This window comes from Nitrospira sp. (genome assembly GCA_015709715.1).
Lineage (GTDB): Bacteria > Nitrospirota > Nitrospiria > Nitrospirales > Nitrospiraceae > Nitrospira_A.
The window spans coordinates 646,033-659,823 of record CP054184.1 but is presented as its reverse complement, the minus strand read 5'-3'; the positions used below and the strand labels follow the sequence as shown (position 1 = coordinate 659,823).

The 13,791-nt window shown below is 64.6% G+C and carries 7 protein-coding genes; 1 reads left to right on the top strand and 6 read right to left on the bottom strand.

Annotated elements, in window-relative coordinates; genetic code table 11:
* Positions 1 to 6 precede the first annotated feature (6 nt).
* Positions 7 to 7,158: an amino acid adenylation domain-containing protein gene (locus HRU82_03175; GenBank protein ID QOJ34008.1), complete on the top strand. Its 7,152-nt coding sequence runs from the start codon at positions 7 to 9 to the stop codon at positions 7,156 to 7,158.
* On the opposite strand, the gene HRU82_03170 is transcribed toward HRU82_03175, so the two are convergent.
* The 6 genes from HRU82_03170 to exbB all read right to left on the bottom strand — a co-directional run bounded on the left by HRU82_03170 (position 7,139) and on the right by exbB (position 13,753).
* Positions 7,139 to 10,255, bottom strand: coding sequence for an efflux RND transporter permease subunit (locus HRU82_03170; protein ID QOJ34007.1), 3,117 nt, complete (start codon positions 10,253 to 10,255; stop codon positions 7,139 to 7,141). The genes HRU82_03175 and HRU82_03170 overlap by 20 nt on opposite strands.
* 19 nt (positions 10,256 to 10,274) lie before the next feature.
* Positions 10,275 to 11,354, bottom strand: coding sequence for an efflux RND transporter periplasmic adaptor subunit (locus HRU82_03165; GenBank protein QOJ34006.1), 1,080 nt, complete (start codon positions 11,352 to 11,354; stop codon positions 10,275 to 10,277).
* Positions 11,355 to 11,425: 71 nt separating this feature from the next.
* On the bottom strand, positions 11,426 to 11,875 hold the full coding sequence (locus HRU82_03160; protein ID QOJ34005.1) for a hypothetical protein: 450 nt from the start codon (positions 11,873 to 11,875) through the stop codon (positions 11,426 to 11,428).
* Between the two features lie 33 nt (positions 11,876 to 11,908).
* Entirely contained in the window at positions 11,909 to 12,967 is a 1,059-nt protein-coding gene (locus HRU82_03155; GenBank protein ID QOJ34004.1) for an energy transducer TonB, read from the bottom strand.
* The gene (locus HRU82_03150; protein QOJ34003.1) at positions 12,964 to 13,338 is read right to left on the bottom strand and encodes a biopolymer transporter ExbD; all 375 of its coding nucleotides are present in this window, start codon (positions 13,336 to 13,338) and stop codon (positions 12,964 to 12,966) included. Before HRU82_03150 ends, HRU82_03155 begins: the two co-directional genes overlap by 4 nt.
* On the bottom strand, positions 13,328 to 13,753 hold the full coding sequence (gene exbB / locus HRU82_03145; protein ID QOJ34002.1) for a TonB-system energizer ExbB: 426 nt from the start codon (positions 13,751 to 13,753) through the stop codon (positions 13,328 to 13,330). The genes HRU82_03150 and exbB overlap by 11 nt, the downstream gene beginning before the upstream one ends.
* Positions 13,754 to 13,791: the final 38 nt, after the last annotated feature.

Here is a 13,791-nt window from a genome sequence, read left to right as displayed (position 1 = left end):
GGAGGCATGCAACAGGAGATCGAGGTTCAGGGGCTGCGGCTGTCACCCCACCAGAAGCGACTCTGGTTGTGGCAACAACGCGGCCATCGCGGACAGGCCAGGGCGGTGGTCCAGCTGGAGGGTGCGTTCGACGAGGAGGCGGTGCATCGAGCCCTGCGCCGGGTGATCGCCCGCCATGACAGTCTTCGCACGAGCTTCTACCGGGAGCCCGGTATGAAGGTTCCGTTCCAAGTGATCAACGAGGAGGCCGATCTGTTCTGGCAGGTCGTCGACCTGCGGCACCTCCCCGACGAGCGCACACGCGAACAGGCTGCCGGGGACGCAGTACGTCGAATAGTAGATCCCGATTGGGAAACGAGGCCGCTGATACGGGGCACGTTCTGCCGCCTGACGGATGTCTCCGGGCGGCTGATCCTGGAGATGCCGGGGCTCTGCGCCGATCACTGGTCGCTGGCGAATGTGGCCGCCGAACTCAGCCTGCTCTTGGATCTGGGCAACGACGGGACGGTGGACGAGGCGCCTGTCCAATATGGTCAATTTTCTGAATGGCACCATGAGTTGCTGGAGGGCGAAGAGGCGGAGCAAGGGCGGGCCTGGTGGGCCGGACGGAAACTTACCAGCAACCAGGTCGTGCTTTTGCCCTTCGAGCGGACGGACCGTCTCGATGGGTTGGATGCCGCCTCCCAAGCAGTCCAACGTCTGCTTTCCGCTGCAGACTTGGAACGACTGCGAGATGCCGCCGCCGCTGCACAGGTGTCTCTCCCGCTTGTGCTGTTTGCCTGTTGGATGGTCCCCCTCTATCGGACGACCGGCCGAACTGATCTGATCTGTTGGTGGCGTACCGAGGGGCGTTCGTTCGAGGAGTTGCAAGGAGGGATCGGATTATTCGAATGCTGGTTGCCGCTCCACCTTCGGATGGAGGGGAATCCGGCGCTGCAAGACCTAGTGGCCTTGATTGCACGCGAGCAGGGGCAAGCGGAAGACTGGCAGCACTACTATGCGGTGGAGCAGGGGGAAGAAGAGGCGGAGGCTGTGCGCGCGGGGATCGGCTTCGAATATGGTCGTCGCGCCAAGCCCAACCGGACGGCCTCCGGTGCCGTCACCCTCGCGGAGAGCAGCTTTTGCGCCGAGCCCCTCAAACTCAGGCTCGCTGCTCTTGAAGACGAGGCGGGGCTGGCACTGACCTGGCATTTTGACGCGGACCGTATCCCGGCGGTCATGGTCCAGGCCTTGGCCGATCGATTTCTGGAACTGTCGCGTCGCCTTCCCGAATGCCTCACGCTGTCGATCGATGAAGTCGACCTGGTGGGGACTCGGGAACGGATCAGGCTCACGCGAGAGTTCAATCAAACGACCAGTCCGCTGGACCCTATGCTTCCGATTCATCGACTGATTGAGGCACAGGCGGTGTGCCGACCGGCCTCTTCCGCCGTCGTGGCCGGCGAGCGGCGGTTGTCCTACGACGAGCTTAATCGACAGGCGAACCGGGTGGCCCGTGGGTTGAGGCGGCGCGGCGTGCAACCAGGCGATCGGGTCGGCCTCTGTTTCGATCGCTCCACCGAGATGATCGTGGCCATGTTGGGGGTGCTGAAGGCCGGCGCGGCCTATGTGCCGGTCGATCCGGCGCATGCGTCCGTGCGACTCGCGCCGCAGATGGCGCAGAGCGGCGCTGGGATCCTCGTAGCGCAGGCTCCATCCGACCAGGTTCGGCCGATCTTCCACGGCATGACCCTGGACCTCAGCGAGCTGGTGGCTGACGAACCGGACGGCAACCTCGATCTGGTGCTGTCACCGGACGCCCTGGCCTATGTGATCTTTACCTCCGGCTCGACCGGTCAGCCCAAGGGTGTGGCCGTCTCCCATCGCAACCTCGTGAACTACACCCTGGCGATCTCGAAGCAGTTGGACCCACAGGAACCGCTGCAGTTTGCGACCGTCTCGACCTTGAGCGCAGACTTGGGATATAGCGCGATTTTTCCCGCCTTGACCTCCGGCGGCTGTCTTCATGTCATCGGCTACGAGACTGCGACGGACGGTCGGTTGTTCGGTGCCTATCTCGCTGAGCATCCCATCGACGTGCTGAAGATCGTCCCCTCCCATTTCAAGGCCCTGCTGGCCACCGGAGATGGCCGGGCGCTCTGGCCGCGAAAGTTTCTCCTGTTCGGCGGCGAGGCGCTGTCGTGGGGTTTAGCCGATCAGGTGCGGCGGCAGGCGACCTGCACCGTCATCAACCATTATGGCCCCACGGAAACGACCGTCGGCGCCCTGACCGCTGTCGTGACCGATGATGCGGTGATGCGTCTCGCCCGCACGGTCCCCATCGGCCGTCCCCTCGACAACCTCGAAGCCTACATCCTCGACGACCGCCAGGAACCGGTGCCGATCGGCGTGGCGGGGGAACTGTATCTGGGCGGCCAAGGCCTCGCGCGCGGATATTGGAATCAACCGGACCGTACCGCCGAACGGTTCGTGCCCAACCCCCATGCGTCGCAACCAGGCGCCCGCCTCTATCGCACAGGCGACCGCACCAGGCGGCTGCCTGACGGTTCGATCGAATTCCTAGGTCGGGTGGACCATCAAGTGAAGATTCGAGGGTTCCGGATCGAACTGGGGGAGATCGAATCGGTTCTGCGGCAGCATCCAGCCGTGCAGGATGCCGTCGTGGCGGTACGCGAGAACCACCAAGGCGATCCCTTCCTCGCGGCCTATCTGGTCGGGCCGGGAACGGAGGGGGAGAGCCGGGTGATCCAGGACTTTCTCCGTTCGCAGTTGCCCGATTACATGGTGCCTGCGGCTGCGACCGTTCTGCCGGCCCTGCCCCTGACGGCCAATGGCAAGGTGGATCGCGGCGCTCTGCCGGAACCGGATCGTGAGGGGCCGGACAGTCGACGGTTCATGGCTCCGGCCACGGCCACGGAAGAGATTGTGGCCGGGATTTGGTGTGATGTGTTGAAACGGGACGCCGTCGGTGTCCAGGACAACTTTTTCGATTTGGGCGGTCATTCGCTCCTTGCCACGCAGGTCATGTCACGGGTGCGCCAAGCCCTGCGGGTCGATCTCCCGTTACGCACCCTCTTCGAGGCGCCCACGGTCGCCCGACTGGTCCAGGTGGCCGAAGCGGCCAGAGGAACGGACCTGGCGGAACCGCTCCCCGCGCCGCAGCCGATCCCGCGCTCCGGCCCGGTGCCCCTGTCGTTCGCCCAACAACGGCTCTGGGTATTGGCACAGTTGGAGCCGGACAGCACGGCCTACATCATTCCGATCGCGTTGCGTGTCAGGGGTCCGCTCGATGTCGAGGCGTTGGAACGGAGCTTCCGAGCGGTGATGCGGCGCCACGAAGCGCTGCGGACCACCTTTCACAGCCTCAACGGGGTCCCGATGCAGGTGATCGCTGCGGAGCCGGCCTTCACGCTCCCTCTGATCGATCTCCAGCATCTTCCCGAAGAGGAACGAGATCGAGCGGCGATTCGGTTGGCTGCGGTCGAGGCCGAACGTCCGTTCGACCTGCGCTACGGCCCGCTGCTGCGGGTCAGTCTCATCCGGCTCCGACCGACCGAACACCTGTTGCTGCTCACGTTGCACCACATCGTGTCGGACGCCTGGTCCGCCCATGTGCTGGTCCGGGAGATGACGGCCCTCTATGCATCCCACGTGGAAGGCCGGCCTTCGCCCTTGCCGGAGTTGCCCTTGCAGTACGCCGATCTGTCGCAATGGCAACGCGCCTGGATGGCAGGACCCCTGCTCGAACGAGACTTGGCATTTTGGAAGACGGTGCTGGGCGGCGAATTGCCCGTGATGGACTTGCCGACGGATCGACCGAGACCGGCCGTGCAAACGTCACGGGGGGCGATGGTCAGCTCGACCCTTGACCCTGCGCGTGCCGCCGAACTGTCCGCCTTGGGGCGGCGGATGGGCGCCACCCTGTACATGATGCTGTTGAGCGCCTTCTTCATGTTGTTGGCCAGGATGACGGGGCAGAGCGACCTGATCGTCGGAACCCCCATTGCCAACCGGACCAGGAAAGAGACCGAAGGCCTCATCGGGTTCTTCGTCAATACCCTGGCGATCCGCACCCAGATTTCCCGGGATGCCTCCTCCGCCGAGGTAATCGCCGCGGTGCGGGAGGCCTGTCTGGAGGCCTATGCCCATCAAGAGACACCGTTCGAAAAGCTCGTGGACGTACTGCACCCGACACGCGATGTCAGCCGCTCGCCGATTTTTCAGGTCATGTTCGACCTCCAGAACGCGCCTGCGTCCGAGTTGGAGGTGAGTGGGTTGGAGTTCGAGCCGATCGAGATCGACAGCACCACCGCGAAATTCGACCTCTCGATGACGGTGCAGCAGACGGAGGGAGGACTCGTGGTGGCCATCGAGTACAATACGGATCTGTTCGACTCCGTCACGGTCGAGGGGCTGTTGGCTCGTTATGAATCCATTCTGGATGCGCTGGTCCGAGATGTCCGAACCCCCGTGAGCGCCCTTCCGCTCTTGACCGGGGCAGAGCGGCAGCAGGTGGTGGGGGTGTGGAACCGGACGGGGCGGGTCTATCCGGATGCGGCGGTGCCGGTGCAGCTTGCGGCGCAGGCGGCGCGGACGCCGGCAGCTATCGCGGTGCGGGCGGGGGCGACGACGGTGACCTATGCGGCGTTGCTCGAGCAGGCCTATCAAGTGGCCCAGGCGCTCCGCGGGCGGGGCATCGGGCCGGAGGCGCTGGTGGCCGTGGCCCTGGAGCGGTCGGTGGACCTGGTGGTGGCCCTGCTGGGGACGTGGTATGCGGGCGCGGCCTTCGTGCCGCTCGATCCCTCCTATCCCGTCGCGCGCCTCCGCTACATGCTGGACGACAGCCAGGCGGCGCTGCTCGTGACCGACGGGGCGCAGGCGGCGCGGTTGGCGCATGCCGGCCCGACCCTCTGCCTGGATCGGGACCGGGCCACCCTGGCCACCTATCCGGCCACGCCGCCGCCGGGGCGGCTGGCCGACGCGCAACTGGCCTACGTGCTCTACACCTCCGGCTCCACCGGGCAGCCGAAAGGGGCGGGCAATACGCATGCGGGCCTCCGCAACCGGCTTCAGTGGATGCAAGAGGCCTATGGGCTGACCGCCGCCGACCGGGTGCTGCAGAAGACGCCGATCAGCTTCGACGTGTCCGTGTGGGAATTCTTCTGGCCGTTGCTCGTCGGGGCCGAGCTGGTCATGGCCGAACCCGGCGCCCACAAGGACCCGGCTCAGTTGATCCAGCATATCGTGGCGCAGGGTGTGACCACGCTGCACTTCGTGCCGCCCATGTTGCAGGCCTTCCTGGACCAGCCTGGGGTGGAGACCTGCCGGAGTCTCCGGCAGATCGTCTGTAGCGGCGAAGCCCTGCCGGCGACGGTCCCGCCGCGGGTGCAGCAGCAGTTGCCGGGGGTGGCTCTGCACAACCTCTACGGGCCTACCGAAGCCGCCATCGACGTGACGGCCTGGACCTGTCCGACCCCGCCGGCGGCCACCGTGCCGATCGGGCGGCCCATCGCCAATCTCCAGATCTATGTGCGGGACCCGCAGGGGGAGCCGGTGCCGATCGGGGTGCCGGGGGAATGTTATATCGGCGGGATCGGGGTGGGGCGCGGGTACCATCGGCGGCCGGCCCTGACGGCGGCGCGGTTCGTGCCGGACCCCTTCAGTGCGCAGCCGGGCCAACGGCTCTACCGGACAGGCGATCTCGTGCGGTACCGGTCGGACGGGACCATCGAGTATCTGGGACGGCTGGACCATCAGGTGAAGATCCGGGGCGTGCGCATCGAGGTGGGGGAAGTGGAGGCGGCGCTACGGCAGCAGCCGGGGATTCGGGAGGCCGTGGTGGTGGCGCGGCGGGACGGCCCGGGGGGCGCCCGGCTCGTGGGCTACGTGACGACGGACCCGGCGCAGCCGTTCGAGCCCGCGGCGCTCAAGGCGGGGCTGGCGCAGACGCTGCCGGAGTATCTGGTGCCGGCGGTGGTCGTCCGGCTGGCGCAGCTGCCGTTGAGTCCGAACGGGAAGGTGGACCGCCAGGCCTTGCCCGCACCGGACGTCGAGGCGCCGCGCCCGACCGCCTATGAGGCGCCGGCCACGGTGACCGAACAGCAGCTGGCCGCCATCTGGAGCCAGGTGCTCGGCGTCGAGCGGATCGGTCTTCAGGATAACTTCTTCGATTTGGGGGGCCATTCTCTGTTGGCCGTACAGGCGATTGCTCGGATGCAGGCGGTCGTGGATCAGCCGCTGACCGTGATGGATCTCTTCCAGCACCCGACGCTGGAGCAACTGAGCCGGCGGCTCGAAGGGGAGTGCCCCTTGGCTTTTGCGGAGCTTGTCCTCCTGCGCGAGGGCCGTGCCTTGCCGCCGTTGTTTTGTTTCGATCCTGACGGGACCCATGTGCAGGCCTACCGGCCGTTGGCACGATCTCTGGAGGAAGGGCGCCCGGTGTACGGCCTCTCGCTGGGCCATCTCTTTTCCCTGCGCTGGCAAGACCTATCCATTCCGAAGCTTGCCGAACAGCAGGCTGCGCTGATTCGTGATTGTCGGCCGCATGGTCCCTATCATCTGGTCGGCTGGTCGAACGGTGGCGTGCTGGCCTTGGCGACGGCGCAGACGCTGGAACGGGCCGGCGAGTCGGTGGCCTTTCTCGGTCTCCTGGATACCCAGCCGAATCAGGCCCTCTATGCGGCGGACGGGCCGACTCCGGTGGAGGAATTGATCGCCTACATCCGGCGCGACCAGCGGGAAGCCTTCGATGCGATCCCGGATGCGGAGCGGGAGGCCTTGCGGGAGCGGTTGGAGTCGTTGGGCGAGGAGGAACGATTGGAGACGGCCATTCGTTGGGCGCGAGAACGGGACTTTCTCTCTCCCGAAGAAGCAGAGGCCTCGATCGGGTCATTGAAACTCGGCTATACCTTGGCCAGGGAGGCGGCACGGTTCCTGATCGTGACCCGAAGCCATCCGATCAAGGCGCCGATCCACGTGTGGTGGACGACGTCGACCCTCGCGCGCCGGGGACAGGGGCCGGTCGACTGGTCGGAGCATACGACCGGACCGGTCACGGTGGAGACTGTGGTCGGAGACCACATGGATGCCGTCCACAGCATCCACGCCCACCAACGGATTGGAGAGGCGCTCGCAACACTCAGGACTGCGTCGGCTTAAGCGCCACGACCTCCGGGCGGTCCGTTTCCTTCACCTGCCGCACGGGACCTCGCCAACGCAGCTCGGCCAACATCGTATAGATCAACGGCACCAGGAACAGGGTCAGCAGCGTCGACAGCATGAGGCCGTTGATGACCACCAGGCCGATGTGCCACCGCCCGGCTGCGCCTGCGCCCGTGGCCATCGCCAGTGGGAGGGCGGCCAGGATGGTGGACATCGTCGTCATGATGATGGGACGCAGGCGCAAGGCTGCGGCTTCGACGATGGCAACCTGAGTCGGACGGCCGTCCTGTCGCAGCTGATTGGCAAACTCGACAATGAGGATGGCGTTCTTCGTGACGAGCCCGATCAGGATCATCAAGCCGATTTCGCTGTAGATGTTCAACGTTCCTCGAAACAGCAACAGGGCCAGCAACGCGCCGGCCAGAGCCGGCGGCACCGACACGAGGACGGTGATCGGGTGGCGGAAGCTCTCGAACTGCGCGGCCAGGATGAGATAGACGACCAGCAGGGCCAACACGAAGGTGAAGTGCAGGTTGCCGGACGACTCCTTGAACTCTTTGGTTTCGCCTGCGTAACTGATGCTGGCACCGGGGGGGAGGTGTGTGCGGATAATCTGCTCCAATGACTCCACCGATTGGCTGAGGGTGGAGCCGGGACCGACCCCGGCGCTGATCGTGGCGGCGCGCAGCTTTTCGTAGTGATTGAGCTGTTTCGGGGCGACGGTCTCGCTCAATGAGACGAGGTTGCTGAGCGGAATCAAATCGCCCTGGGTCCCGCGGACGTGAAGGCGGTCGATATCCGATTTGGTTCCACGGTGGTGAGGCTGCGTCTGGATGATGACGGGAAATTCCTTCCCCTCGCGCATGAACATGGAGGCTTTCCGTCCGCCCAGGAAGACTTCCAATGTCCGGCCGATCGTCTCGACTGGGATGCCGAGGTCGGCGGCCTTGTCCCGGTTGATGTCGACTCGCAACTCGGGCTTGTTGAGGTCAAGGTCGCTCTCGATGTTCACCAACGCCGGATGGTTCACCGTGTCATGGCGGACCTGCGTCATGATCTTGTCCAAGACATCGTAGGCCGGGCCGCGGACCACCAGTTGCACCGGCGTCTTACTGTCTTCCTGGTTGAAAGGCGGTGGGTTCAGCGCAAAGACGCTGGCGCCGGGAATGGCCGACAAGGCCGGTTCCACCTCCTCGACGATCTCTCGCTGCACCCGGTCGCGATCGGACCAGTCCTTCAGCGTCACCCAGGTGACGGCGCGGGTCACCTGCGTCGGGCGCCAACCTCGCGCGACCACGGTGTAGTAGGAATCCATCTCCGGAATGCGTGCGGCCGTCCTCTCAGTGTCCTTGGCATAACGGTCCGTGTAGTCGAGGGTGGACCCCTCCGGGGTGTTGACGTGGATCGCGAACCAGCCGGTATCTTCCAGGGGCGCCAGTTCGCTCGGAAGGACCCAGAGCAGCAGACCGCTTACGGCCAAGGAGGCAAGGGCTGCAAGCAGCACCGAAGAGGGCCACTGCAGGGCCGTCTCCAAGGCTGCGCGATAGCGCCGAGTGAGCCATTGCAGCCAGGCGGAACTATCCAACGCTGACCCCGCTGACGGCGAGCCGGCGACGACGGTTCGACTCAACAGGCGGGCGCACATGGCCGGCGTGAGGGTCAGGGCGATGAACCCCGACAGCAGCACGGAACCGGCGACGGCGATTCCCAACTCGGAGAACAGACGGCCGACGATACCAGGGAGAAAGATGATCGGAAAGAAGACCGCCGCGAGCGTCAATGTCGTCGAGATCACGGCGAACCCGATTTCCCGGCTCCCTTCGAGGGCGGCTTCCGTGGGGCTCAAGCCCTGTTCGATGCGCCGGTAGACATTTTCCACCACGACGATCGCGTCGTCCACGACCAGGCCGATGGCCAACACGAAGCCCAGCAATGTGATCGTGTTGATCGAACTGCCGGTCGCTTGCATCAGGACGAAGGTGCCCAGAATCGAGCCGGGAATGGCGACGGTGGGGATCAGCGTAGCCCGGGCGCTCCGCAAGAACAGGAACACGACCAGCACGACGAGGATCACGGACAGTGCGACGGCTTCGTACACTTCGTGCAGTGACCGTTCGATGTAGATCGAGCTGTCGAAGGCGGTGACGAGCTGCATCCCTTCGGGGAGCAATGCTTCCAAAGAGGGGAGAGTGCGTTTGACGGCGCGGGCGGTCTCCAGCGTATTCGCCTTCGACTGTTTCATGATGCCCAGCCCGATGGCCGGTTTGCCGTTGACGCGCACCAACTTCCGCTCGTCTTCCGCGGCGATTTCGGCGAGCCCCACGTCCTGCAGGCGGACCGGGTAGCCGTCACGATAGGCCAAAATCAACTGATTGAACTGCTCCGGGCGCTCCAACCCGCCGCCCATCCGCACACTGAACTCCCGCTGGGTGCTCTCGATGCGGCCGGTGGGCATGGAGACGTTCTGTGTCCGCAGGGCATCTTCGACGTCTTGCACGGTGAGGAGCCGTGAGGCGAGCCGATCCGGGTCCAACCAGATGCGCATTGCATACCGGCGCTCTCCGTCGAGGACCACGCTGGAGACGCCGGGCAGCGGCGCGAGCCGGTCTTTCAGCTGACGTTGGGCGAAGTCGGTGATATCCAACTCGCTGTGACGGTCGCTGATCACGGCAAGCCACATGATCCCGTCGGATTCGCTGTCCTCCTTCATGACCAGGGGCGCTTCGATGCCTTGCGGCAGCAGGTGCTGCACCCGGGCGACACGATCGCGCACGTCGTTGGCCGCCGCATCCAGATTGCGCGACAGCGCGAATTCGAGCCCGATGGTGGACAACCCTTCGCGGCTGGTCGAGCGCAGGGTACGGAGCCCCTCAACGCCGCTGAGCGCGTCCTCCAACACGGATGTGATGTCCGTTTCAACCAGTTGGGCGTCGGCGCTCGGGTAGACGGTGAGGACTGAGACGATGGGAAAGGTGATGTCCGGGTACTCACGCACCGGCAGGCGCGAAAAGGATAAGACGCCGAACAACATCAGGAGGAGCGTCGCGACGGTGGCGAGGACCGGACGCTCGATGGAGAGGGCGGACAGTCTCATGCGTGTGTGCCGTGGGGCGTCAGCGAGCGGGCTCCGTCAAGGCGACGATCGGATCGCCCTCCTGCAGCTTGTGGTGTCCGACTCGGATGACCGTATCCTGTTCCGTGAGTCCGCTGAGGACCTGGACGAAGCCTCTGGTGCGTGTGCCCAGCGTGATTTCCCGTTGTTGTGCCGTGCCCTCCCGCGCCAGGTAGACGTAGGTCTTGTTCTGCTTCGGCATGACGGCCTCTTCGGGAATCAGCAGCGCACGTTCTTCCTCACCGAACGTGAGGAGGACCTGGGCGAACATGCCGGGACGGAGACGCTGTTGCGGATTGGGAATGCGGGCGCGCACCTGCACGGATCTGGTGGTCATCTCGACCTGCGGATCGATCACGTAGACGGTGCCGTGGAAGGTCTCGCCTGGGTAGGCATCCGTGGTCAACTCGATGGGTTGGCCCGGCGCCAGATGGCGCAACAGCGTTTCCGGTACCTTGAAGTCGATCTTGAGCTGGGCGAGGTCTTCCAGGTTCACGAGGTCGAGACCCGTGCCGACGAAATCGCCCGGTGAGACGCGACGGATACCGGTGATGCCGGAGAAGGGGGCGCGAATTTTCGTCTTGGCCAGTCTGGTCGCATAGAGGGTGTGGTTGGCTTGGGAGACCTGCAGGGCGCCGGCCACTTCATCGAGCTGCTGTTTCGGCACGTACCGTTTGCCGTCCAGATCGAGCTGCTTGAGCCGCTCATAGGTGAGCCGGCTGACTTTGAGTTGCGCGGCAGCTTGCGCCAATTCGGCCTGGAGTTCCGAATCATCCAACTCGATCAGCAGTTGGTCCTTCTCCACGGTTTGCCCTTCTTGAAACCAGACCTGCCGGATGCGTCCAGCGATCTCAGGGCGAACCATGATGCTTTCGTTGGCGCGCAGGGTTCCGACCGCCCGGATGGTGTGCCGGATGCGGTCGATCGTGACCGGAGCGAGCACGACGGCCGTGCCCGTGAGCGGGGTGCCGGACACGCCCGAGGCGGGGACCGGCGTGAGGCCGGTCCATTTCACAGCATATGCCGCGGAGATCGCCGCCAACGCGAGGAGCAGCAGGTAGGTGGTGCGACGAGGAATCATGAGAGGTAGTGCGGCGCTCCTGATCCTCCGGACCGGCGGCGACAGACTCGTTCAGGCGTGGCGGAAACCGCCTATTTGAATTCGAGTTTTTTTAACCCCTGAACGGGCAGTTCCACCTGACCGAAGTCCGACTCCCCCTTGAAGCTTCCGTCGATCGCGAGCGGAAAGTCGCCCGTCTTGCCGTTCGTCAGCGTGATGTGGAGCGTGGGCGGCGCCTTGTCCGCTCCGGGCGTCACCTCGACCTGCTTCACGCCGTCGAACTTGATATTCACGGTGGCGGTCCCGCGCTTGACCGGAAGATGCTTCAATTCATGGGGAATAAACGACGTTTCGCTGACCTTCTCTTCCCAATAGAACAGCACGTTTTTCAGATCGGTCTGCATGTCCTTCGCGTCAGTCACGAGGGCATGGAAAGGTTTGTCGCCGTTCTGCTGCGCAGAGGCGGACGGTGCGCCCCAGCAGTAGGCGACGGCGGCGGTGACAGCAAAGGCCGATTGTAGCAAATGACGGCGTGACAACATAGGTACCTCCGATAGGTCGGTCGAGAAGAGTGATTATTCCATACGGTATGAAAACGGAAGATCGAGCTGCAGTTTCGATTGCGCCAATTGATGTTTGACCTTGAGGGGAAAGGCATTGCGCACCATGTCGAGCGTATGGCGATCCAGCACCGAATGGCCGGAACTCTCTTCCAGCGCCAAATCGAGCAAATGGACCGCCGCGCCGCGTTGCTCGATCGTGAGGCGAAGGATCACGCGGCCTTCCCAGTGGTTCCGCTTGGCTTCGGCGGGGTAACGCTTGCGTTGATCGACCGAGGACCAAAGAGCCTGAGACAGCCAGCCGTAGTCGGGGCGTTCCCCCGGTCGCGATTGTACTGCCCGCTGCTGCACGACCCGCTGCTGCACGGTTTGGACCGGCCGTTGCACGATCGCCTGTTGGACCTGCTGCGGGGCCTCAATCGGAGCGGGGGCCGATTCCACTGCCGGAACGTCGCTCACCACCGCCGCGACCTGCGTGGCGACCTCGGCTTGCCTGGTGACCGGTTCGGCTGAGGCTACGGCCTGGGGTGCCGAGTGCTGTACGGCGGGAGCCGTTTCCTCGACGACCGTGGTGCTTTCCACGACCGTCTGCGTCACTTCGGGTGTGGGGCTGACGGTTTCCTGGACCGTCTGGGTGACGGCTTCGACCCGCTGGGTGGTGACCTGTTGAACGGCCTGGGCGGTGTGCACCGGCACGGCGGTCTGCATCGGCACAGTTTCCAGGATGGGCTGGACCTGCTGAATCGGTTGCGGTTGCTGAACCGCTTGCACCTGCCGAACGACGGGCTGAGCCTTGGCGACCGGCACCTGTTTGGGCTTCGGTGGTGTGACCGGCTGAGGCGTCGGCGGCGGCTGCGACTCGACGGGCGGCGGGGGCGCCGGTTCCGCCGCAGGAGGAGGCGGCGATTGCACGACCGCCACGTCCCACTTGAAGGTGGGCGGAGGTGGAGGTGGTATTTCCGTGAGCAGCACGGCGGCCATGCCGACGAGCAGGCCGTGGAACGACATGGAAAAAGCCCAGCAGAGGGAGGCCCGCTGGCGTTGTGACGAGTCCAATGGCAGCGCCAGGCTCATGTGCGGACCACCTCCAGATTGACTTGCTGAAAGCCTAGGCCTCGGATCTCATCCACGATGGTGACGAACCGATCCAGGACCGTCACTCGATCGGCGCGCACCAGCACGGATGATTCCCGCGGGTGTGGATTGAGCAGGCTGCGCAATCCCTCCGGCGGAACGGGCTGATCGTTCATGAAGACCGTCCCTTCAGCCGTCAAGGTGACGACGAGCGGGACGTCCTTGCGGTCCGAGGCGGCCTGCGCCTTCGCCAACTGAACGGGTACCTGCCCCGTGGTAATGAACGTGGCCGTGGTCAAGACGATGACCAGCAGGACGAGCATCACGTCCACCAGCGGGATCACATTGATTTGATCCAGCTCACGCCCCATGTTGAATCTTGAACTGGGTGATCAATTCCGTGACCCGCCGACGGAGCACGTTGTTGAGCACGACGCAGGGGATCGCGACCAACAGACCGACGGCGGTGGCCTTGAGCGCCAAGCTCAGGCCGACCATGATGGTCTGAACCGCCATGGTGCCGGACGACCCCATCGTGTGGAACGTCAACATGATGCCGAGCACCGTTCCCAGCAGGCCAATGTAGGGGGCGTTCGCCGCCACGGTTCCGATCACGACCAACCGTTTCGTGAGGGCCACTTCGAATTCCTGTTCGGATCGGTATCGTCGAACGTCGATGCGGCGATAGAACACCCATCGCTCTACGGCCACCGCCACGGCCCATACACTGAGGGCCAAGAGGAGCCCGATGATCCCGTAATCAACGAAGCCTTTGAGACTCTCCACCGAACGATCCCTTTCTGTGCCGGATAAGCAGAAGAATA

What these genes read in the sequence shown, in the direction of transcription:
- HRU82_03175 (QOJ34008.1), top strand. Translation starts at nt 7, where the DNA reads ATGCAACAGGAGATCGAGGTTCAGGGGCTGCGGCTGTCACCCCACCAG.
- HRU82_03170 (QOJ34007.1), bottom strand. Translation starts at nt 10,255, where the DNA reads ATGAGACTGTCCGCCCTCTCCATCGAGCGTCCGGTCCTCGCCACCGTC.
- HRU82_03165 (QOJ34006.1), bottom strand. Translation starts at nt 11,354, where the DNA reads ATGATTCCTCGTCGCACCACCTACCTGCTGCTCCTCGCGTTGGCGGCG.
- HRU82_03160 (QOJ34005.1), bottom strand. Translation starts at nt 11,875, where the DNA reads ATGTTGTCACGCCGTCATTTGCTACAATCGGCCTTTGCTGTCACCGCC.
- HRU82_03155 (QOJ34004.1), bottom strand. Translation starts at nt 12,967, where the DNA reads ATGAGCCTGGCGCTGCCATTGGACTCGTCACAACGCCAGCGGGCCTCC.
- HRU82_03150 (QOJ34003.1), bottom strand. Translation starts at nt 13,338, where the DNA reads ATGGGGCGTGAGCTGGATCAAATCAATGTGATCCCGCTGGTGGACGTG.